The organism is Salmonella sp. SAL00670 (genome assembly GCF_046552235.1).
GTDB classification, from domain to species: Bacteria; Pseudomonadota; Gammaproteobacteria; order Enterobacterales; family Enterobacteriaceae; genus Salmonella; species Salmonella enterica.
Genome location: NZ_JBGDUO010000002.1, coordinates 597259 through 619011 on the forward strand (window position 1 = coordinate 597259; position 21753 = coordinate 619011).

At 52.9% G+C, this 21753-nt stretch carries 23 protein-coding genes; 16 read left to right on the top strand and 7 right to left on the bottom strand.

Annotated elements, in window-relative coordinates; all coding sequences use genetic code 11:
* Nucleotides 1-76: 76 nt before the first annotated feature.
* Nucleotides 77-1213 carry a 23S rRNA (guanine(1835)-N(2))-methyltransferase RlmG gene (gene rlmG, locus ACLJRS_RS10360; protein ID WP_000019989.1) on the bottom strand — a complete coding sequence of 379 codons (1137 nt, stop codon included), beginning with the start codon at nucleotides 1211-1213 and terminating at the stop codon, nucleotides 77-79.
* An 85-nt stretch (nucleotides 1214-1298) separates the two neighbouring features.
* Here rlmG and ACLJRS_RS10365 point away from each other — a divergent pair, with 85 nt between their 5' ends.
* The 14 genes from ACLJRS_RS10365 (at nucleotide 1299) to ACLJRS_RS10430 (ending at nucleotide 11704) form a co-directional block, all read left to right on the top strand.
* Nucleotides 1299-1796 (top strand): M48 family metallopeptidase, encoded by a 498-nt coding sequence (locus ACLJRS_RS10365; protein ID WP_410957802.1) that lies wholly within the window; start codon nucleotides 1299-1301, stop codon nucleotides 1794-1796.
* Nucleotides 1797-1947: 151 nt separating this feature from the next.
* The gene (locus tag ACLJRS_RS10370) at nucleotides 1948-2640 is read left to right on the top strand and encodes a vancomycin high temperature exclusion protein (protein WP_410957803.1); all 693 of its coding nucleotides are present in this window, start codon (nucleotides 1948-1950) and stop codon (nucleotides 2638-2640) included.
* Nucleotides 2641-2728: 88 nt separating this feature from the next.
* Nucleotides 2729-3727 carry a Gfo/Idh/MocA family protein gene (locus ACLJRS_RS10375; protein ID WP_000617688.1) on the top strand — a complete coding sequence of 333 codons (999 nt, stop codon included), beginning with the start codon at nucleotides 2729-2731 and terminating at the stop codon, nucleotides 3725-3727.
* Nucleotides 3728-3997: 270 nt separating this feature from the next.
* Nucleotides 3998-4966 (top strand): TerC family protein, encoded by a 969-nt coding sequence (locus tag ACLJRS_RS10380; protein ID WP_001098840.1) that lies wholly within the window; start codon nucleotides 3998-4000, stop codon nucleotides 4964-4966.
* Between the two features lie 254 nt (nucleotides 4967-5220).
* Nucleotides 5221-6465, top strand: a complete 1245-nt coding sequence (sstT, locus tag ACLJRS_RS10385; protein WP_000235363.1) for a serine/threonine transporter SstT — start codon at nucleotides 5221-5223, stop codon at nucleotides 6463-6465.
* Nucleotides 6466-6914: 449 nt separating this feature from the next.
* Nucleotides 6915-7577, top strand: a complete 663-nt coding sequence (gene yqjA, locus ACLJRS_RS10390; RefSeq protein WP_000422141.1) for a DedA family general envelope maintenance protein YqjA — start codon at nucleotides 6915-6917, stop codon at nucleotides 7575-7577.
* A gap of 3 nt (nucleotides 7578-7580) precedes the next feature.
* Complete coding sequence (gene mzrA / locus ACLJRS_RS10395; RefSeq protein WP_000917516.1) at nucleotides 7581-7964, top strand: EnvZ/OmpR regulon moderator MzrA; 384 nt, start codon at nucleotides 7581-7583, stop codon at nucleotides 7962-7964.
* Nucleotides 7965-8108: 144 nt separating this feature from the next.
* A complete protein-coding gene (locus tag ACLJRS_RS10400; RefSeq protein ID WP_000877300.1) occupies nucleotides 8109-8477 on the top strand; it encodes a DUF1090 domain-containing protein in 369 nt (122 codons plus the stop codon).
* A 41-nt stretch (nucleotides 8478-8518) separates the two neighbouring features.
* Complete coding sequence (locus tag ACLJRS_RS10405; RefSeq protein WP_000031220.1) at nucleotides 8519-8824, top strand: YqjD family protein; 306 nt, start codon at nucleotides 8519-8521, stop codon at nucleotides 8822-8824.
* Between the two features lie 2 nt (nucleotides 8825-8826).
* Nucleotides 8827-9225, top strand: coding sequence for a phage holin family protein (locus ACLJRS_RS10410; protein ID WP_000785626.1), 399 nt, complete (start codon nucleotides 8827-8829; stop codon nucleotides 9223-9225).
* Complete coding sequence (locus ACLJRS_RS10415; protein WP_000095496.1) at nucleotides 9222-9521, top strand: YqjK-like family protein; 300 nt, start codon at nucleotides 9222-9224, stop codon at nucleotides 9519-9521. Before ACLJRS_RS10410 ends, ACLJRS_RS10415 begins: the two co-directional genes overlap by 4 nt.
* A gap of 247 nt (nucleotides 9522-9768) precedes the next feature.
* Nucleotides 9769-10161: a DoxX family protein gene (locus tag ACLJRS_RS10420; RefSeq protein WP_001592732.1), complete on the top strand. Its 393-nt coding sequence runs from the start codon at nucleotides 9769-9771 to the stop codon at nucleotides 10159-10161.
* Nucleotides 10162-10228: 67 nt separating this feature from the next.
* The gene (locus tag ACLJRS_RS10425) at nucleotides 10229-11215 is read left to right on the top strand and encodes a glutathione S-transferase family protein (protein WP_000531159.1); all 987 of its coding nucleotides are present in this window, start codon (nucleotides 10229-10231) and stop codon (nucleotides 11213-11215) included.
* A gap of 123 nt (nucleotides 11216-11338) precedes the next feature.
* Nucleotides 11339-11704 carry a DUF805 domain-containing protein gene (locus ACLJRS_RS10430; RefSeq protein WP_000384139.1) on the top strand — a complete coding sequence of 122 codons (366 nt, stop codon included), beginning with the start codon at nucleotides 11339-11341 and terminating at the stop codon, nucleotides 11702-11704.
* A 38-nt stretch (nucleotides 11705-11742) separates the two neighbouring features.
* Here ACLJRS_RS10430 and yhaJ read toward each other — a convergent pair whose 3' ends face one another.
* The gene (gene yhaJ / locus ACLJRS_RS10435; protein WP_001041026.1) at nucleotides 11743-12639 is read right to left on the bottom strand and encodes a DNA-binding transcriptional regulator YhaJ; all 897 of its coding nucleotides are present in this window, start codon (nucleotides 12637-12639) and stop codon (nucleotides 11743-11745) included.
* 104 nt (nucleotides 12640-12743) lie between these two features.
* On the opposite strand from yhaJ, the gene ACLJRS_RS10440 reads away from it, so the two are divergent.
* Nucleotides 12744-13445, top strand: a complete 702-nt coding sequence (locus tag ACLJRS_RS10440) for a pirin family protein (RefSeq protein WP_000633555.1) — start codon at nucleotides 12744-12746, stop codon at nucleotides 13443-13445.
* 23 nt (nucleotides 13446-13468) lie between these two features.
* Nucleotides 13469-13633, top strand: coding sequence for a hypothetical protein (locus ACLJRS_RS10445; RefSeq protein ID WP_000039326.1), 165 nt, complete (start codon nucleotides 13469-13471; stop codon nucleotides 13631-13633).
* A gap of 112 nt (nucleotides 13634-13745) precedes the next feature.
* Here the strand turns inward: ACLJRS_RS10445 and ACLJRS_RS10450 are convergent, their stop codons facing one another.
* From ACLJRS_RS10450 to tdcD, 5 genes are all read right to left on the bottom strand, one after another.
* Complete coding sequence (locus ACLJRS_RS10450) at nucleotides 13746-15056, bottom strand: serine dehydratase subunit alpha family protein (protein WP_000463070.1); 1311 nt, start codon at nucleotides 15054-15056, stop codon at nucleotides 13746-13748.
* Between the two features lie 25 nt (nucleotides 15057-15081).
* On the bottom strand, nucleotides 15082-16413 hold the full coding sequence (locus tag ACLJRS_RS10455; RefSeq protein ID WP_000443187.1) for an amino acid permease: 1332 nt from the start codon (nucleotides 16411-16413) through the stop codon (nucleotides 15082-15084).
* Between the two features lie 315 nt (nucleotides 16414-16728).
* The gene (gene tdcG / locus ACLJRS_RS10460; RefSeq protein ID WP_000622071.1) at nucleotides 16729-18093 is read right to left on the bottom strand and encodes an L-serine ammonia-lyase; all 1365 of its coding nucleotides are present in this window, start codon (nucleotides 18091-18093) and stop codon (nucleotides 16729-16731) included.
* A 69-nt stretch (nucleotides 18094-18162) separates the two neighbouring features.
* Nucleotides 18163-20457, bottom strand: coding sequence for a formate C-acetyltransferase (gene pflB / locus ACLJRS_RS10465; RefSeq protein WP_000867323.1), 2295 nt, complete (start codon nucleotides 20455-20457; stop codon nucleotides 18163-18165).
* A gap of 33 nt (nucleotides 20458-20490) precedes the next feature.
* A complete protein-coding gene (tdcD, locus tag ACLJRS_RS10470) occupies nucleotides 20491-21699 on the bottom strand; it encodes a propionate kinase (protein ID WP_001001860.1) in 1209 nt (402 codons plus the stop codon).
* Nucleotides 21700-21753 lie beyond the last annotated feature (54 nt).

Genomic DNA, 21753 nt, shown 5'->3' on the forward strand with positions numbered 1-21753 from the left:
TTTACCTGATGGCGCTGCGCTTATCGGGCTTACGCCGTCATACCGGTTTTATAGGCCGGTATGACGCTTGAGCGCCTTATCGACGGCGTCCCTGCTTCACCGCTTTCAAAATGACAAATTTATTGTTGGTTGCTATCGTCGCGCAATTACCGAAAATCTTCTTCAGCTTGTGGAAATAGTCCAGATGGCGGTTCGCCACAATATACAGTTCGCCGTTGATTTTCAGGCAGCGGCGGGCGTGATGGAACATCTCCCAGGCGATATTGTCCGTCAGCGCATGTTTCTGGTGGAACGGCGGATTGCAGAACACCGCGTTAAAACGGAACGGCTCCACGCCGGAGAGCGCGTTGTTGATCATAAATTCGCAGCGTTCGAATGCTTCCGGCAGGTTCGTTTCTACATTCAAACGGCTGGAATCTACCGCCATCGGCGATTCATCGACAAATACTACGTTCGCCTGCGGATTTTTCGCCAGTAAGCTCAGGCCAATCACCCCATTGCCGCAGCCGAGATCGACAATCTCCCCGTCGAGGTTTTCCGGCAAATGCTGCATAAAGAAGCGCGCGCCGATATCCAATCCGGTACGAGAAAACACATTCGCGTGGTTGTGAATCGTCCAGCCTGTATCTTCCAGTTTCCAGCTTAGCGTTTGCGGCGCGTCGGCCAGTTGCGGATGACTGAAGGTACAGTTAATCAGGCGCGCTTTCTTCCACGCCAGCGTCGTCGTGGTTGGGCCCAGCACTTTTTCAAACAGTTCCAGCGTAGAGGTATGAATATCACGCGCTTTCGCGCCGGCGATAATACGCGTTTGCGCCGTAACGACCTTACGCAAAGCGCGTAACTGCTGTTCCAGCAATGCCAGTGTTTTCGGTACCTTAATCAATACCACGCCCGGCGCCTGCGGGTAGTCAGCGGTACTGTCGAGAAACGTTACGCTGGACTCCGCGATGCCGTTATGGCGTAAATTCTCTCGCGTACCCAGTTCGCTTAAATACGAATCGCCAATACTGTATGGCGAATGCTCCGCCAGCGCACAGCTTAGCGCGCCAAACGTATCATTCAGGATCAGCACCGGGCCGCGAATTTCCGTCTCATCCAACTGTTGCAGCAGATACTCATCGGCCGCCTCCCACGCCAGAAGCGGGTTAACATCATCCGTTTGCGGAAAACGTTTCAGCGTCAGTGAACGGAAACCGTCGTCTACGTGGCTCATTAGGCCTCCTGAATGGTAAAATTGCGGCGTTATCCCTGAAAAGGGTGCGTGAGTATACACTTTTTATCAGCAACATGGAGCTTTGATGACCTCACTAACTTACCTTCAGGGGTATCCGGAACATCTCCTTGCCCAGGTGCGCGCCTTAATCGCCGAGCAGCGCCTGGGAGCAGTGCTGGAAAAACGTTATCCCGGCGCGCATGATTACGCTACTGACAAAGCGCTATATCACTATACTCAGGAACTGAAAAGTCAGTTTCTGCGCAATGCGCCGCCCATCAATAAAGTGATGTATGACAGCAAGATCCATGTGCTGAAAAATGCGCTGGGACTGCATACCGCTGTCTCGCGCGTTCAGGGCGGCAAGCTCAAGGCAAAGGCGGAGATCCGCGTCGCCACCGTGTTTCGCAACGCCCCGGAGCCATTCTTACGGATGATTGTGGTTCACGAACTGGCACACCTGAGAGAGAAAGATCATAACAAAGCGTTTTATCAGCTCTGCTGCCATATGGAACCGCAGTACCATCAAATGGAGTTTGATACGCGACTGTGGCTGACGCATCAGGCGCTGTCGGCACAATAAATTCTGAAAATGCCCCTTCCCCCGTATCTTTTTAACGGCGTGGGCATAAAATCGGCGCGTTCACATTTCGCTCATTGCCTGCCGCCACGTCAAGGATGACGATCTGTAGAGGGTATTTTTTATCCACCGCCAACGGAACCGCGCAACAACCATGCTCTCACAATGTGCCCGTTTTATCCGCCGCCTCTGTTTTACACGCCGGGCGTTAACAGTGGCGTGTTTTCTGCTTGTCGCAGCAGGCGTCGCGCTTTTCTATTCCAACTGGCTTATCGTCAACGCCTCACAGCATCTGACATGGAATGACATTCAGACCGTTCCCGCCCGCAACGTCGGGCTGGTGTTAGGCGCTAAACCCGGCAATCGGTATTTTACCCGGCGGATTAATACTGCCGCCGCGTTGTATCACGCCGGTAAAGTGAAGTGGCTGTTAGTCAGCGGCGACAATGGCAAAAAAGAGTACGATGAACCTTCGGCGATGCAGCAGGCGCTGATAGCGAAAGGTGTGCCGGAAACGGCCATTTTTTGTGATTATGCCGGATTCTCCACGCTGGACTCCGTAGTTCGCGCCCGGAAAGTGTTTGGCGAAAGCCGCATTACGATTATCTCGCAAGCATTCCATAATCAACGGGCGATCTGGCTGGCGCAACAATATGGCATAGACGCTATCGGCGTTAACGCGCCGGATCTGAATAAAAGGCACGGAACCTACACACGACTTCGGGAAAAGCTGGCGCGGGTTAGCGCGGTGCTGGATGCCAAAATTTTGCACCGTCAGCCTAAATATCTGGGCGCTGGCGTCACTATTGGGGCTGATAGCGCACACGGGTGCCCTTCTCGCCAGTAAAATGCCAGAGTGCGTCGCAGCGCACTGGCAAGGGCGGAAAGGCGTGCTACATTGACGAAAAATCCCTTTCTGGAGTCCGCTGACGTTTATGATACGTTTCGCTGTAATTGGGACTAACTGGATCACGCGCCAGTTTGTCGACGCCGCCCATGAAACCGGCAAATTCAGGCTCGCCGCCGTTTACTCCCGTAGTCTTGAACAGGCGCAGTCTTTCGCAAATGATTATCCCGTCGAGCATCTGTTTACCTCGCTGGAAGCGATGGCGCAAAGCGACGCGATCGAGGCGGTTTATATCGCCAGCCCGAATTCCCTGCATTTCTCCCAGACGCAGCGCTTTTTGCAGCATAAAAAACATGTCATGTGCGAAAAGCCGCTGGCTTCTAACCTGGCGGAGGTTGATGCCGCTATCGCCTGCGCGCGCGATAATCAGCGGGTACTGTTTGAAGCCTTTAAAACCGCCTGCCTGCCCAATTTCCTGCTGCTGCGGGAATCGTTGCCGAAAATCGGCAGAATGCATAAAGCATTACTAAATTACTGCCAGTACTCTTCACGTTATCAGCGCTATCTGAACGGTGAAAACCCGAATACGTTTAATCCGGCCTTCTCCAATGGTTCGATTATGGATATCGGGTATTACTGTCTGGCGTCGGCGATCGCGCTATGGGGCGAGCCGCGCAGCGTTCAGGCGTCGGCGAATTTATTGGAAAGCGGAGTAGATGCGCACGGCGTCGTGGTTATGGATTACGGCGATTTTAGCGTCACGCTACAGCATTCCAAAGTCAGCGACTCGGTACTGGCCAGTGAAATTCAGGGCGAGAGGGGATCGCTGGTCATTGAAAAGCTGTCGGAATGCCAGAAAGTGTGTTTTACGCCGCGCGGCGCGCTGATGCAGGATCTGACCCAGCCTCAGCATATTAATACCATGCTGTATGAAGCCGGGGCGTTTGCCCAGCTTATTGAAAACCATGCCGTGGAACATCCGGGGTTGTCGCTAAGTCGCGCCACGGCAAAATGGCTGACAGAAATACGCCGTCAAACCGGGGTCATCTTCCCGGCGGACGATCTGACTCATCCCCTTACTGCGTAAAATTATGTAAATCATATGTTACAGGCCATTGACTCTACGCGTGGCCTGTCATACTTTGTTACGCGCAAAGGGGAGTAACTTCATTGCCGGTCGATCGTCATTACGATGTGTGCAAAACCACATCCGGTCACCGGGCAGCCATAAAGGAATGCGTCAGCGTATTCCTTTATTGTTGTAAGTGAGACCTTGCCGAATGGCAAGGTCTATGCATAAAAGCAACGGCTAATGCCATTCGGCGTTAGCCGTTTTTTTTTTGCATAGGGAGAAATAATGAATACTGTTGGTACGCCATTATTATGGGGTGGATTCGCGGTTGTTGTGGTGATAATGCTATCCATCGACCTGTTGTTGCAGGGACGCCGTGGCGCACATGCGATGTCGATGAAACAAGCGGCAGGATGGTCAATCCTGTGGGTAACGCTCTCGCTACTGTTTAACACCGCTTTCTGGTGGTATCTGGCTGAAACGCAAGGGCGCGAAGTTGCTGACCCGCAGGCATTGGCGTTCCTTACCGGCTATCTGATTGAGAAGTCGCTGGCCGTAGATAACGTCTTTGTCTGGCTGATGCTGTTTAGCTATTTCTCCGTCCCTCCGGCTCTGCAACGCCGGGTGCTGGTGTATGGGGTTCTTGGCGCGATCGTGTTGCGTACTATCATGATTTTCGCCGGTACCTGGCTTATCACTCAGTTCGAATGGCTGCTGTATGTGTTCGGCGCCTTCCTGCTGTTTACCGGCGTAAAAATGGCGCTGGCGAAGGAAGACGAATCCGGCATTGGCGAAAAACCGATGGTGCGTTGGCTGCGCGGGCATCTGCGTATGACCGATACGATCGAGAACGAGCGCTTTTTCGTACGTAAAAACGGCCTGTTGTATGCCACGCCGCTGCTGCTGGTGCTGATTATGGTTGAGCTCAGCGATGTAATCTTCGCCGTTGACAGTATTCCGGCGATCTTTGCGGTCACCACCGACCCGTTCATCGTACTGACCTCTAACCTGTTTGCCATCTTAGGACTGCGCGCGATGTACTTCCTGCTGTCCGGCGTGGCGGAACGCTTCTCGATGCTGAAATATGGTCTGGCGGTCATTCTGGTCTTTATCGGCATTAAGATGCTGATCGTCGACTTCTACCATATTCCTATCGCGATTTCGCTGGGCGTAGTGTTTGGCATTCTGACCATTACGCTGGTGATTAACGCCTGGGTTAACCATCAGCGCGATAAGAAACTACGAGCGCAATAATCTTTTATCGGGGTAAACCTGCCCCGTCAAAAACGCCCGGCAGCGCACACCTGTCGGGCGTTTTTGTTTAACATGTCACAATACTGTTAATATAAAGTTATAAAACATGATCACAGCAAAAAATCCAGGATATTTCGCTTCCCGAACCTTCAACTTTCCTTATACTCAACCAGGCAAACACTTTGTTACATCCTGAAAGATGCGCCGTAAGAGCGTGCAGGGGATGACCAGCAACACAATACAAGGAACATGAAATGGCTACGCAACGAGCATCAGGGCTACTGCAGCGTTTAGCGCAAGGCAGTCTGGTTAAACAAATTTTAGTGGGTCTGGTACTGGGGATTTTACTGGCATGGATTTCTAAGCCTGCGGCAGAAGCGGTTGGCTTGCTTGGCACCCTGTTCGTCGGCGCCTTAAAAGCGGTCGCCCCCGTTCTGGTGCTGATGCTGGTAATGGCCTCGATCGCCAACCATCAGCACGGCCAAAAAACCAATATTCGCCCTATTCTCTTTCTTTACCTGCTAGGCACCTTTTCAGCCGCGCTGGCGGCCGTTGTGTTCAGCTTCGCCTTCCCTTCAACGCTGCATCTGTCCAGTAGCGCCCAGGATATCGTGCCGCCGTCCGGCATTGTAGAAGTCTTGCGCGGTCTGCTGATGAGCATGGTGTCGAACCCCATCGACGCGCTGCTGAACGCTAACTATATCGGGATTCTGGTGTGGGCCGTCGGTCTGGGATTTGCCCTGCGTCATGGCAATGAAACCACCAAAAACCTCGTGAACGATATGTCTAACGCCGTGACCTTTATGGTGAAACTGGTGATCCGTTTCGCGCCAGTCGGTATTTTTGGTCTGGTTTCATCAACGCTTGCAACCACCGGCTTCTCCACCCTGTGGGGCTATGCGCACCTGCTGGTCGTCTTGATTGGCTGTATGCTGCTGGTCGCGCTGGTGGTCAACCCGCTGTTGGTATTCTGGAAAATTCGTCGCAACCCTTATCCGCTGGTGTTCGCCTGCCTGCGTGAAAGCGGCGTTTATGCCTTCTTTACCCGCAGCTCTGCCGCCAATATTCCAGTGAATATGGCGCTGTGCGAAAAGCTGAATCTGGACAGGGATACTTACTCCGTTTCCATTCCGCTGGGCGCCACTATCAATATGGCCGGCGCGGCAATTACCATTACGGTTCTGACGTTGGCGGCAGTCCATACGTTAGGCGTCCCGGTGGATCTGCCTACAGCGCTGCTGCTGAGCGTGGTGGCCTCGCTGTGTGCTTGCGGCGCCTCCGGCGTGGCAGGCGGTTCATTGCTGCTGATCCCGCTGGCGTGCAACATGTTTGGCATCCCGAACGATATCGCGATGCAGGTAGTAGCGGTCGGCTTTATTATCGGCGTATTGCAGGATTCGTGTGAAACGGCGCTGAACTCATCTACCGATGTTCTGTTCACTGCGGCAGCCTGCCAGGCAGAGGACGAACGTCTGGCGAATAACGCCTTGCGTAGCTAAGTGATTATCGATGCCGGATGGCGTATGCCATCCGGCGTAACGATAGATCTGAATCTCCCAATCCGTAGGCTGTGACGTAAAGCGAATTTATATCCACACGCAACATCCTCGCGTAACGTTATATGTAGATGGCGTCTGCCGCGGCGCTCGGTCAGCGTAAAGTATAAAGTGTCAGCCTGTGTAAATCCTCTCGCCACCCTCCCTTGCGATAAGCAAAATCAAAGCTCAACGACGCGTAATTTCTATAACGGACTTCGTTGACCTTTGTTACAATTAGATGCATTTTGAATTTTTGTGTGTTAGTGCTTGCTTACTTCACAACTTAACAAGGAATAGTTCAGGCCGCGAATTTGCCGTTTCCGCAACGCTGATAAAAACTCCAACTCTGTTGCGGCAGTGCAAACCTCAGATCACCGGCGTGACGTTAACCGATTCTCCAGGAATACTGAATGGAACTACTGACTCAATTGCTGAATGCCCTGTGGGCTCAGGACTTTGAAACACTGGCCAATCCTTCCATGATTGGCATGTTATATTTTGTGTTATTTATGATTTTGTTTCTGGAAAATGGGCTGCTCCCTGCCGCCTTTTTGCCTGGCGACAGCCTGTTGATCCTGGTCGGCGTGCTGATCGCCAAAGGCGCGATGGGTTTTCCACAAACCATTTTGCTGCTTACCGTCGCGGCCAGCCTGGGTTGCTGGGTGAGCTATATTCAGGGCCGCTGGCTGGGGAATACCCGCACCGTGCAAAACTGGCTCTCTCATCTCCCCGCACATTATCATCAACGCGCCCATCACCTTTTCCATAAGCACGGCCTGTCGGCATTATTGATAGGCCGTTTTATCGCGTTTGTCAGAACGCTGCTGCCCACCATTGCCGGCATATCCGGCCTGAATAACGCGCGCTTTCAGTTCTTCAACTGGATGAGCGGCTTGTTGTGGGTGCTTATCCTGACGTCGCTGGGCTATCTGCTGGGCAAAACGCCCGTCTTTATGAAGTATGAAGATCAGTTAATGTCATGCCTGATGCTGCTGCCCGTGGTGCTGCTCTTTTTTGGCCTGGCGGGTTCACTGGTCATGCTGTGGAAAAAGAAGTATGGGAGCCGGGGATAACTTATGCTTAAACCACGCATAACTGCCCGACAACTCATTTGGATCAGCGCTTTTCTACTGATGCTGACCATACTCATGATGACGTGGTCAACGCTGCGTCAGCAAGAGTCGACGCTGGCCATTCGCGCGGTTAACCAGGGCGCCAGTATGCCAGACGGCTTCTCAGTTCTGCATCATCTGGATGCGAACGGCATTCATTTTAAAAGCATTACGCCTAAAAATGACATGTTGCTCATTACCTTCGATTCCCCTGCGCAAAGCGCCGCAGCAAAAACAGTGCTTGATCAAACGTTACCACACGGTTATGTCGTCGCTCAGCAGGACGATGACAACGAAACGGTACAGTGGCTGTCCCGCTTACGGGAAAGCTCACACCGCTTTGGCTAATCTCCAGGAATCCGAATCATATCACTCACTTTGGTGATTTCATTGTTTAATGACTATGATTAATAAAGCGGTGTTTAACCCACCGCGTTATTATCGGGATCACCGCCCCGGACAACGGGTCCGAACATAAGGGAAAGTTCAGGAATGAAATACCGCATCGCTTTGGCTATCACGCTTTTTACACTTAGCGCCGGTAGCTACGCTAATTCGCTTTGTCAGGAAAAAGAGCAGGATATACAAAAGGAAATTAGCTACGCTGAAAAGCACAACAATCAGCGCCGTATTGAGGGTCTGAACAAGGCGCTCAGCGAAGTACGCGCCAATTGTACTGACAGCAAGCTGCGCGCCGAGCATCAGAAAAAGGTCGCTGAGCAAAAAGAAGAGGTAGCCGAACGCCAACGTGATTTAGCCGAGGCAAAAGCAAAAGGCGATGCGGATAAAATAGACAAACGTGAACGTAAGCTGGCCGAGGCTCAGGATGAGCTAAAAAAACTTGAGGCCAGAGACTACTAAATTAACGCCGAATGTAAATACTCACTCACCTGGAGAAAACTATGTCGAAAGATAACACTACGGAACATCTGCGCGCTGAGTTGAAATCCCTGACCGATACGCTTGAAGAAGTGCTGAGCTCTTCGGGCGAAAAGTCGAAAGAAGAGTTGAGTAAGATTCGTAGCAAAGCCGAGCGCGCGCTGAAAGAGAGCCGTTACCGCCTGGGCGAAACGGGTGATGTGATTGCCAAACAGACTCGCGTCGCCGCCGCCCGCGCCGATGATTATGTGCGCGAAAATCCCTGGACAAGCGTAGGCATTGGCGCCGCTGTCGGTCTGGTGTTGGGCGTACTGCTGACGCGTCGTTAATTATGGCGGACTCTCGACAGGCACAAGGACCAGGCAAAAGCGTACTGGGTATCGGGCAGCGGATTGTCACCATTATCGTTGAGATGGTGGAAACCCGGCTGCGACTGGCGGTAGTAGAACTGGAAGAAGAGAAAGCGAACCTCTTTCAGCTTTTGCTGATGGTAGGTCTTACCATGCTCTTCGCGGCGTTTGGCTTAATGAGCCTGATGGTTCTGGTCATCTGGGCTATCGATCCTCAGTACCGTTTGAACGCGATGATCGCTACCACAGTTGTGCTGTTAGTGCTTGCGCTAATCGGCGGCATCTGGACTTTGCGCAAAGCGCGTCAGTCCACGCTATTGCGCCATACGCGGCACGAACTGGCTAACGATCGGCAAATTCTGGAGGACGATCAGTCGTGAGCAGCAAAGGCGAACGCGAAAAACGTAAAGCGCTGCTTCTCAGTCAGATCCAGCAGCAACGGCTGGATCTGTCCGCCAGCCGTCGCGACTGGCTGGAGACCACCGGCGCGTACGATCGCGGCTGGAATACGGTGTTAAGCCTGCGCTCCTGGGCGCTGGTCGGTAGCAGCGTAATGGCCATCTGGACCATCCGTCATCCTAATATGTTGGTACGCTGGGCGAAACGCGGCCTGGGTATCTGGAGCGCCTGGCGCCTGGTAAAAACTACCCTCCGTCAACAACAGCTCCGCGGTTAATATCTTTTCTTTTATAGCATCGCGCCATCAGGTTATCGCCCGATTACCCCTGGTGGCGCGATACTTTTATGCATATCGTCTCTTTATCAATCACTCAAATTTTTTGAAAAAATTTGGCAATTTTCCTTGCTAACAATTCCTGCACGCCACGTTTATGATTCTCTCCAGCGATAACAATGATGCGCCAAACCGCGTCATTGCTCATGAAAATAGCAGCAGCCGCCGAATCGGCCCTCTGGAGAATAAAATGAAAAAATTAGAAGATGTTGGTGTACTGATAGCGCGTATTTTAATGCCAGTTCTGTTTATTACCGCAGGATGGGGAAAAATTAGCGGCTATGCGGGCACACAGCAGTATATGGAAGCGATGGGCGTACCAGGATTCCTGCTGCCGCTCACCATACTGCTTGAGTTCGGCGGCGGTCTGGCGATTCTGCTGGGGTTCCTCACCCGCACCACTGCGCTTTTCACCGCTGGTTTTACGTTGCTGACGGCATTGATCTTCCATAGCAATTTTGCAGAAGGTGTAAACTCGCTGATGTTTATGAAAAACCTGACCATTGCCGGCGGATTCTTATTACTGGCGTTAACCGGGCCTGGCGCGTTCAGCCTTGACCGTCTGCTGAATAAAAAGTGGTAAGCAATCTATACTCAATTAAAAAAGCGAGGGAATAGCGCCTCGCTTTTGTCATCTGAAGGAGAGAGACATGGGACAACTGATCGATGGCGTCTGGCACGATACCTGGTATGACACCAAATCTTCCGGGGGGAAATTTCAGCGTTCAGCGTCGGCTTTCCGCAACTGGCTTACCGCTGACGGCGCGCCCGGACCTTCCGGCGAAGGCGGATTCGCCGCAGAAAAAGATCGTTACCATCTGTACGTTTCCCTTGCCTGCCCCTGGGCGCATCGAACGCTCATTTTCCGTAAACTGAAAGGTCTGGAGCCGTTTATTCCGGTTTCCGTCGTGAATCCATTGATGCTGGAAAACGGCTGGACGTTTGATGATACTTTTCCGGCGGCCACCGGCGATACCCTCTATCAGCATGAATTTCTCTACCAGTTGTATCTGCACGCCGATCCACACTACAGCGGCCGCGTCACCGTACCGGTCTTATGGGATAAAAAAAATCATACTATCGTCAGCAACGAGTCCGCCGAAATCATTCGTATGTTTAACTCCGCCTTCGATGGGCTGGGCGCTAAAGCCGGGGATTACTATCCCCCCGCGCTGCAAAGCAAAATTGACGAGTTAAACGGCTGGATTTATGACAACGTTAATAACGGCGTTTATAAAGCAGGCTTCGCCACCAGCCAGCAAGCGTATGATGAAGCGGTAGACAAGGTATTTACTGCGCTGGCGCGCCTGGAACAGATTCTCGGACAGCACCGCTATCTGACGGGCGACCAGTTGACCGAGGCGGATATCCGCTTATGGACGACCCTGGTACGCTTTGATCCGGTTTACGTGACTCATTTCAAATGCGACAAATACCGAATCAGCGACTACCTGAATCTGTACGGTTTCCTGCGCGATATCTATCAAATACCGGGCATTGCTGAAACCGTTAATCTTGACCATATTCGTCACCACTATTTCCGTAGCCATAAAACGATTAACCCCACAGGCATCATTTCCATCGGACCGTGGCAGGATCTGCTCGAACCTCACGGGCGCGACGTACGCTTTGGCTAATTTCAGGCGTCCTTCGGGACGCCTTATTAATAAATACCACAAATATTTACCAACATTTCATTCGCGGCTATTCTTAGTTTGATTACTTTAAAAACAAGTGATTGAACCATTATTGAGGCGAAAATGGATTGGTATTTAAAGGTTTTAAAAAATTATCTGGGATTTGGCGGCCGCGCGCGACGCAAAGAGTACTGGATGTTTATTCTGGTCAATATCATCTTTACCTTTGTGTTGGGCCTGCTGGACGCCATGCTTGGCTGGCAACGCGCCGGGGGTGAAGGCGTTCTGACCACCATTTACGGCGTTCTGATCTTTTTACCGTGGTGGGCCGTGCAGTTCCGTCGTCTGCATGACACTGACCGCTCCGCATGGTGGCTACTGTTGCTACTTATCCCCATTATCGGCTGGCTTATCATCATCGCGTTCAACTGCCAGAATGGTACGCCGGGCGACAACCGCTTCGGCCCCGATCCGAAACGTTTTTCCTGATGGCGGCGCGGCGCCGCTTTTAAAGCGCCGCGCGCTATTTATTTTCCGGCGAATAGCTTAGGTATTTCCCGCAGGCACCAGGCTTTTGCCTCCCCCATACTGTCGCGCCGCCAGGCCATAATAATATCGATTTCGCTGGTCGATTCCGGGCTGACCACGCGTAGCCGCCCTTCGGCAATATCCTGTTCCACCATCGAATATGGCATGGTCGCGACGCCAAGCCCGGCCAGCAGCGCCTGACGTTTATCTTCAATCGTGCTTACCGTCAGACGTGGCTGCTTATCCAGCAGTTGCACCGTTAATACTGGCCGCTCGCGCGCGGTATCCGCTACCGCTACGCCGCGGTATTTAACCCGCGTCACTTCCGAAAGCGGCTCCGGCTCCTGATGAATAGGGTGGTCAGGCGCGGCGACATACACATTCATTAACGTATACAACTTACGGGAGTTAATTTCCGACGACGATCGAAAATGCATATCCGGGGCGATAACGATATCCGCCCGCCCCTGCTCAAGCCGCTCCCATGCGCCAGCCAGTACTTCGGTAATCAATGAAAGCTGCGTATTGGCTTTAGCGGCCAGCCGGTCGATCAGCGGAAAAAAAGCAGGCGTCGGTACCAGAGCTTCAGTGACCAGCGTCAGATGCGTTTCCCAACCGCGGGCCAACGCTTCAGCATCCGTCGTTAACTTGTCTGCCGCTTCCAGCAATACCCGCCCGCGTTCCAGCAGCATACGTCCGACATTGGTGAATTTTGTACGATGGCCGGAGCGATCGAACAGTACAACGTCCAACTCTTCTTCCAGCTTCTGCATGGTGTAACTCAGCGCGGAGGGCACCCGCCCCAACTCATCAGCCGCTGCGGCAAAACTGCCCCGGCGGTCAATGGCGTCCATCACACGCAATGCTTCAAGCGTCAGCGCTCTCTCTTTAGCCATAACGTTCTCATTCAGGAAATTTGAACATACCGGGCAGAATATCTGGCTAACAATGCAGCGTCCAGCCCCTTAACATAAAAGGAAGTAAAGAGAGGTTAATAACGATGATTACGACCCGAACCGCCAAACAATGTGGACAGGCAGACTACGGATGGCTACAGGCCCGCTATACCTTCTCCTTTGGACACTATTTCGACCCTACACTGCTGGGCTACGCGTCGTTGCGCGTACTGAACCAGGAAGTGCTGGCGCCGGGCGCCTCTTTTCAGCCTCGAACTTACCCAAAGGTGGATATTTTAAACCTGATTCTGGACGGCGAAGCGGAATACCGCGACAGCGACGGCAACCATGTACAGGCTAAAGCGGGCGAAGCGTTACTGCTCGCCGCGCAGCCGGGCATTAGCTACAGCGAACATAATCTCAGCAAAGTTAAGTCGTTAACCCGAATGCAACTGTGGCTTGACGCCTGTCCTGAACGGGAAAACGCGCTGGTACAAAAAATCCCACTCCTGGCGGCGCAACAACAGCTTCTTGCCTCTCCCGACGGTGAGCAAAACAGCTTACAACTGCGCCAACAGGTCTGGGTACATCATATTACGCTGGAGAAAGGCGAATCGCTTAATTTCCAGCTTCACGGGCCGCGCGCCTATTTGCAGTCGATTCACGGTACGTTCCACGCGATGACGCACAACGAAGAACGCGAGGCGTTAACCTGCGGAGATGGCGCATTTATTCGTGATGAACCTAACATTACGCTGGTTGCCGATACGCCGCTGCGCGCATTACTGGTAGATTTACCGGTGTAGCCAGCCAGAAAAGGAGTCGCAAGATGAGTAAAAAATCGGCGAAGAAACGTCAGCCCGTGGTAAAACCTGCCGTACAGGAGGCGATGAGCGCCACTGTGCCGCTGGGCTATGAAGAGATGCTAACCGAACTGGAAGCCATCGTGGCGGACGCCGAAGCCCGGCTGGCAGAAGAAGAGGCCGCAGCCTGAAATCATGCCGGATGGCGGCGCAAGCGCCCGCTCCGGCTGATAACAGGTAGACCCGATAAGCGCAGCGCCATCGGGCAACACGCTGCCCCGACGTCATGCCGGGGCGTGATTATTAATGCGCTTTACTGGCCATAATCTCGATGATCTGCTTGTCGGTCTGCTGCATTGAGCGACACGCCAGCGAACACAAATTCGCAATAGATTGTTCGACATTGTGCGCCACAATCCCTTCGTTTCCGGTCACCGCCGTATCATCCAACGCCATCAGTACGGCTTTCCACGCCGCCGACGCGCTGGTAGAGACTTTCATCGCGCAGCTATTCGACGCGCCATCGCAAATCATCCCGCTGACATCACCAATCATACTGCTGATAGCCATTGCGATAGTGTCGTAACGACCATCTATCAGCCACGCCATACCCGCTGCCGCGCCCATCGCCGCCGTAGTTGCCGCGCACAGCGCCGACAAACGCGGAAGCTGATGGTGAATATAGATAGCGCTCAAATGCGATAACATTAGCGCGCGCGCCAGGCGTTCGTCATCGGCGCCGACATGTTCAGCAACCACCATGACTGGCACCGTGGCGGTAATCCCCTGGTTGCCGGAGCCGGAGTTGCTCATCGCGGGCAACGTGGCGCCGCCCATTCTGGCGTCTGACGCCGCGCTGGTACGGATCAAAATCGCCGTGGAGAGATCTTTCGCCAGCAGACCGCGATCGCACTGTTTGGCCAGCGTCGAACCAATATGCAGCCCCCAGGAACCACGCAGTCCCTCCTGCGACAACGCGCCGTTTAGCCTGGCCGCATCGAGAATAAAGCGGATAGCGTCAAAGGGCACCGCATTCACAAACGCCAGGATCTCTTCCAGCGAGGTATGAGACAGCACTCCCAGTGGCGAGGTTTTTTCTTCTTCCTGCGCATTATCGGCCTGGGTAAATACCACGCCCTTGTCGGTTTCTATCCGCACAATGTTTGTATGATCGCCGACGATCGTGACACATGCCCAGCTATCGCCGCTATACACTTTCGCCCGTGAAAACAGGATATCGTTACATGGCTCCTGCAACATCACTGCAACATGTCCGGCGGCCAGCATCGCTTTTGCATCGGCAACGGCTTTAGCGGAAGCGTCTTTTAGCACCTCCAACCCGGCTTTCGCATCACCGCCCAACGCGCCAAGCGCCGCGGCGATCGGTAGCCCTACCATTCCCGTTCCTGGAACGGTAACGCCCATACCATTTTTCATCAGATTAGGCGAAACCCACGCGTCAATGCGTTCAACTGTGCCGTCAAGTTCAGCCGCCGCCGCCGCTGCCGCCAGCGCCAGTGAAATTGGCTCAGTACACCCCAGCGCCGGTTTTACTTCTTCCTGTACGGCCAGGATAAAACTTTGCCACAATGGATTTATTTTAGATTCAAACATAACAACAACCTTAATCTCAGGTATATCAAGAGAATGCCAGGAACGGAGAAACGCATAGCAGCAGACCGGTAATAATAATCAGGTACAACGAAGCGCCTTTATATTTGTGCAATGCGGGAACCTTGTAGACCAACCATGCCGGAATTAAACAGCCCACCATACCGAAGATAGGGCTACAAATAGAGGTGAAGCTCAGTACCGGCGCGTTGAGCACAATGGCGCTCCAGGCCAGCAAAATAGCGAAAATCATAATGCCGCGCTGTACCAGATTTTCCTTAATCTTCTCGGCGGGCATTTTACGGCGCAGGATATTCATCACAATGCCTTGCGTCGCTTCGCGGAATCCTAAATAAACGCCAAAGAAGGCGGTCATGACGGCAAAGATGTTCAGAATTACGCTAACCACTTTGACCCAGCCTGCGCCATCGCCGCTAATAAATTGCGCGGCGATCGCCAGGGCGGAAATATTCTGCTCGTAGGCTTTCACCGCTTCGTCATGCCCCATCGCCAGGGTGAAGGAAACCGCATAGAAAAATACGGTAACGAACAGGATGCCAAACGCAATATTCATGGCACGCAGCGCTTTATGGCGTGCGACCTCAATAGATTTTTCGCGTGAACGGTAAGAGATCACCATTGGGCTTAACGTCTGGATAAATAAAATCGAGGTCAGCGTAAATGGCAGGGTAATAATGGCGTTTTTAATCAGCAGGGCCATCGGCGGCAGCGCGCCAATGTTATACAGATGCCACATACCCACCATAGAGACGCCCAGCGCCGCCACTACCAGTAGCTTGGTCAGCACCATGCCGGTGGAGATTTTGAACAGTAATTTTTCACCGCGTGAGGAAATCGCCACCAGGATGCAGATCAGCACCAGACCATAAAACGGACTATCGGAAAGTAATCCTTCCGTTACGCCGAAAGTATGCAGATAAGAGGCGCTGTCGTTAGTAATTGCCGTAGAATAGACGAACATCCAGATGACGAGCATTACAAAGTACAGCGCGCCTAATAAAATACCCCAGTTTTTGCCCAGATAGCCGCTGATCACGCTGGGGTAGTCTTTACATTCCGGGGATTCCGCCAGCGTATTAATAAACAGCCGCTGGAACAGGTACATGGCCGGATAGCCAATAATAGAAGAGAGTAAAAAGACCCAAAGTCCCATCAGGCCAACCTGGACAGGAAGAAAAACGATCCCTGCGCCGATCGCCATCCCGATACTCATAATGACCCAACCGGTGTCGGTACTATCAAATTTGATGGCTTCACGCCATTCGCTTTCTGTCATCCCTGCCCGACGCGCCGGGGCTGATGCGTCGAGGATTACGCTGGTATTACTTGCCGATTCCATAAAATTCTCGCTCAATGTGTAGGTAGAGGTTTTTTTTATTTTTCGTGCCGCAGCAAGGCGATATGCAGAACGTGAGGTGCAGGTACTTTCTTGTAATAAGAAAATCATACGCGCACGATAAGAGAAAAACTTACCAATAAAACACCTGCATTTCTTGTGGGTTAAGAATTCTTTTCTATTTACTATTGGTTTAATGTTGTTATTTTCTCTATTTGACGCATATCACAACAAAAAAGGGCGCATGTTGGTGCGCCCTTTTCTCAGCTTCTGTCTTCTGCGTTATCCCATAGCCAGCTCACTCTGCGCCTGTCGGGCCTATCCACAAACGACTTTAATCGCCAGACCGCCGCGCGACGTCTCGCGATATTTGTCGTTCATGTCTTTACCCGTTTCGTACATGGTTTCGATTACTTTATCGAGCGAAACCCGCGGTTCAGAGGTACGGCGTAGCGCCATTCGCGCCGCATTTACCGCTTTAACGGCGTTAATCGCATTACGTTCAATACAAGGGATTTGTACCTGACCCGCCACCGGGTCACAGGTGAGGCCAAGGTTATGCTCCATCGCAATTTCCGCCGCAATACAGACCTGCGCCGGGCTACCGCCCAGCAGTTCTGTCAGCCCTGCCGCCGCCATCGAACACGCGACGCCAACCTCGCCCTGACACCCCACTTCCGCGCCGGATATCGAGGCGTTCATCTTGTACAGCATGCCAATTGCCCCCGCCGACAACAGATAACGGGCGATAGAGTTGGCATTGACCGGACGACGGAATTTGTCGTAATAGGCCAGCACCGCGGGAATAATGCCGCACGCGCCGTTGGTCGGCGCGGTGACCACTCGCCCACCCGCCGCGTTCTCTTCACTCACGGCCAGGGCGAACATGTTAATCCAGTCGATGACGTTCATCGGATCGCGGGAGAGATTATCGCTGGAGACCAGCAGACGCCGTAACGCTACCGCGCGGCGTGGAACGTTCAGCGGCCCCGGCAGCACGCCCTCAGTATTCATGCCACGTTCAATTCCGGTCGCCATCACCTGCCAGATGCGGGCAAAGCCAGCGTCAATCTGCTCTTTGCTCCGCAACGCCAGTTCATTTTGCATCATCAGGCCGGAAACCGAGAGCCCCTGCCTTTCACACAGCGTCAACAGCTCGCTGGCGGAATGAAAATCATACGGCACCGATTTTTCTACGTCGTGCGACTGACCAAAGCGTTCCTCTTCGACAATAAAGCCGCCGCCAATAGAGTAATACGTTTTGTGTAAAAGCGGCGTTTGTCCGTGCCAGGCGGTAATACGCATACCGTTTTCATGGCGCGCCAGGGTTTCAGCGTGAAAGAGAATACTGTCGGCGACGGGAAAATCCACCACATGCGCGCCACCCGCAACCGATAAACGGCTGCTGCGGGCAACCTCCTGGATAAACGCCGGAATGCTATCAATATTGACATCCTGCGGCGTATTGCCTGCCAGGCCCATAATGATGGCAGTATCGGTCGCGTGGCCTTTGCCCGTCAGCGATAGCGATCCGTAAAGATCAACCGTGATGCGCGTCGTTCGCGGCAGGTCGCCGCTGTCGATCAGCCGATCGATAAAACATTTTCCTGCATTCATTGGCCCTACGGTATGGGAGCTTGAAGGTCCAATGCCAATCTTAAAAATATCAAATGCGCTAATCATATCTCCCCCTAAGATTACCGTTCAGTGAAGATCCGTCGCGGGGCGATCCACACGATCGCCCCGTTCACGTTACATCGCCTGAGTAAAGGTGCGCGAAATAACGTCCTGTTGCTGCTCACGAGTCAGCGCATTGAAGCGCACGGCATAGCCGGAAACGCGGATCGTCAGGTTCGGGTAGTTTTCCGGATGTTCAATCGCATCCAGCAACATTTCACGGTTCATGACATTGACGTTCAGATGCTGCCCGCCTTCTACCTGTGCTTCATGATGGAAATAGCCGTCCAGCAGGCCGACAAGATTGGTTTTCCGCACCGCATCTTCTTTCCCGAGCGCCGCAGGCACAATCGAGAAGGTGTACGAAATACCGTCTTTGGCGTAGGTAAACGGCAGTTTCGCCACCGACGTCAGCGAGGCCACCGCCCCTTTGCGGTCACGACCGTGCATCGGGTTCGCCCCCGGCGCGAACGGCGTTCCGGCGCGGCGTCCATCCGGCGTATTGCCGGTCTTCTGCCCGTACACGACGTTCGAGGTGATGGTCAAAATGGACTGCGTCGGCACCGCATTGCGATACGTCGGCAACACGCTAATTTTTTGCATAAAGCGTTTCACCAGGTCGCAGGCGATGCTGTCCACGCGCTCATCGTTGTTGCCGTACTGCGGATACTCGCCTTCAATAGCGAAGTCGATGGCAAGGCCGTTTTCGTCGCGGATCGGCTTCACCTGAGCGTACCTGATGGCGGACAGGGAATCCGCCGCCACCGACAGTCCGGCGATGCCGCACGCCATCGTCCGATACACATCACGGTCGTGCAGCGCCATCAGCGAAGCTTCATAGCTGTACTTATCGTGCATGTAGTGAATGATGTTCAGCGCGCTAATGTACTGCACCGCCAGCCAGTCCATAAAATGGTCGAGACTCTCCATTACCGCGTCATAATCCAGCACCTCATCCGTTAACGGCGCGGTTTTCGGCCCGACCTGGATTTTCAGTTTCTCATCAACGCCGCCATTGATAGCGTACAGCAACGTTTTGGCAAGGTTGGCGCGCGCGCCGAAGAACTGCATCTGCTTACCGATGACCATCGGGCTGACGCAACAAGCGATGGCGTAATCGTCGCTGTTAAAGTCGGTACGCATTAAATCGTCGTTTTCATACTGCAAAGATGAGGTCACGATGGAGACCTGCGCAGCATATTTTTTGAATGCCACCGGCAACGCTTCAGACCACAGTATGGTCAGGTTCGGCTCCGGCGCTGGCCCCATCGTGTGCAGGGTATGCAGATAACGGAAGGAGTTCTTCGTCACCAGCGTGCGGCCATCGAGTCCCATCCCGCCAATAACTTCGGTGGCCCAGATCGGATCGCCGGAAAAGAGCGAATCAAATTCCGGCGTGCGCAGGAAACGCACCATGCGGATCTTCATGATGAAATGGTCGATCAGTTCCTGCGCCTGCTGCTCTGTCAGAAGGCCCGCGTTGAAATCGCGCTCAATGTAGATATCAAGGAACGAGGCGGTTCTTCCCAGCGACATTGCACCGCCATTTTGCGATTTTACCGCCGCCAGATAAGCGAAGTAGAGCCACTGTACCGCTTCCTGCGCGTTCCGCGCCGGGCGGGAGATATCGTAGCCGTATTTCGCCGCCATCTCCTGCATTTGCAGCAGCGCGCGACGATGCTCCGCCAACTCCTCACGCAGGCGAATCGTCGCCTCAAGATTCTGTCCCTGCTCCAGATTCGACTGCAGATCGGCGAATTGCAGCTCGCGTTCGCGCACCAGATAACGGATGCCATACAGCGCGACGCGACGATAATCGCCAATAATGCGCCCGCGACCATAACCATCCGGCAAACCGGTTAATACGCCGGATTTACGGCAGCGCAGCATATCCGGCGAGTAAACATCGAATACGCCCTGATTATGGGTTTTCCGCAGGTCGGTAAAGGTATATTCAAAATCGGCGTCCATTTCGCGGCCATAGGCGTGGAATGAACTTTTGATCATGTTAACGCCGCCAAACGGATGCAAAGCGCGTTTAAGCGGCTTATCTGTTTGTAAACCGACGATTTTTTCCAGCTCTTTTTCAATATATCCCGCATCGTGCGCGGTAATCGTCGTCGCGATGTTGGTATCGAAATCCACCGGCGCATGGGTCGCATTCTCGATACGTATTCCCGCCATCACCTTTTCCCACAACGCCGTGGTCGCTGGCGTCGCGTCGGCGAGAAAAGATTCATCCCCCTCATAGGGCGTATAGTTATGCTGAATAAAATCACGGACATTAATTTCTTCTTTCCAGTCCGTACCTTTAAAATCACGCCATGCTTCGGCATACAGCATATCGCTGGTATCGATATTTACCTTCATGAAAAATAATCTCTCTACAGAACAGCCGTTAAGTTATGCAAATTCTACTGGTGCTTTCACGTTGCCTAAATGAATGGCATCAAGGGCAATCATTTTCTCTTCATTCGTGGGAATAACAGCGCAAATAACCTGAGAAGGGTTAGCGGAAATAATGCGCTCGCCGTGAGAATTCGGCTGCTTATTCATTTCAACGTCTAACGTAAGCCCCAGTACGCCCAGATGGTCAATGACCAACTGGCGAATTAATACTGAATTTTCACCAATACCACCGGTAAAAATAATGCCATCCAACCGATGTAACGATGCCGCGTGTCCGGCAATATGACGGGCGATACGGTGGACAAACGTTTTTATCGCTAACCGGGCGCGCTCATGTCCTTCGTGCCAGGCTTTTTCCAGGACTCTAAGGTCGGATGACAAACCGGAGATGCCGAGCAAACCGGACTCTTTATTCACCACTCGCTCCAGATCGCTCAACGTCTGCCCGGTTTCTTTGGCTATCCACGCCATCGCGCCGAAATCAACGTCGCCGCTGCGAGTCCCCATCATCAGCCCCTCAAGCGGCGTCATCCCCATTGAGGTATCCACGCTCTGACCATTGCGTACCGCGCAGATAGACGCCCCATTGCCCAGATGCGCGATAATCAGACCCGAGTTTTTTTCATCGAGGTCAAGCAGTTCATACGCGCGCCGCGAAACATAGCGATGCGACGTACCGTGAAAGCCGTAGCGACGCACACCCAGGCTGGAAAAATACTCCCACGGCAATCCGTACAAATAGGCTTCCGGCGCCAGCGTCTGGTGGAAACTGGTATCAAATACCGCCACCTGACGCACGGCCGGGAAAAGGTGCCGCGCCGCGTCAATGCCGCTTAAATTAGCGTAATTATGCAGCGGCGCTAAAGGTGATACCCGACGAATATTATCGATAATCTCATCGGTAATAATGACGGACTGCGTAAATAGCTCTCCACCGTGCGCGATACGGTGACCAATTAATGCCACGCTATCCGTTAAATCACGTTTTTCCAGCTCAAAGGCAATGGCTTTTAACGCGTCCTCATAATTAGAGTGCGAGAGGTTTATCGGCTTATCGCCATTAATAGATAAAAAGGCGTTTTCAGTATTCATTCCATCTGCTATTCCCGCCATTAAAACATCACAGGTAGCGACATCCAGTACAGAGAATTTGATAGAAGATGATCCGCAATTAATGACCAGAACGACCGGAAATTCATTCATGTAGTGCCTCCGTCGATGTCAGCCTGCGTCCGCGCCCTGGGGCGGAACGCAGGC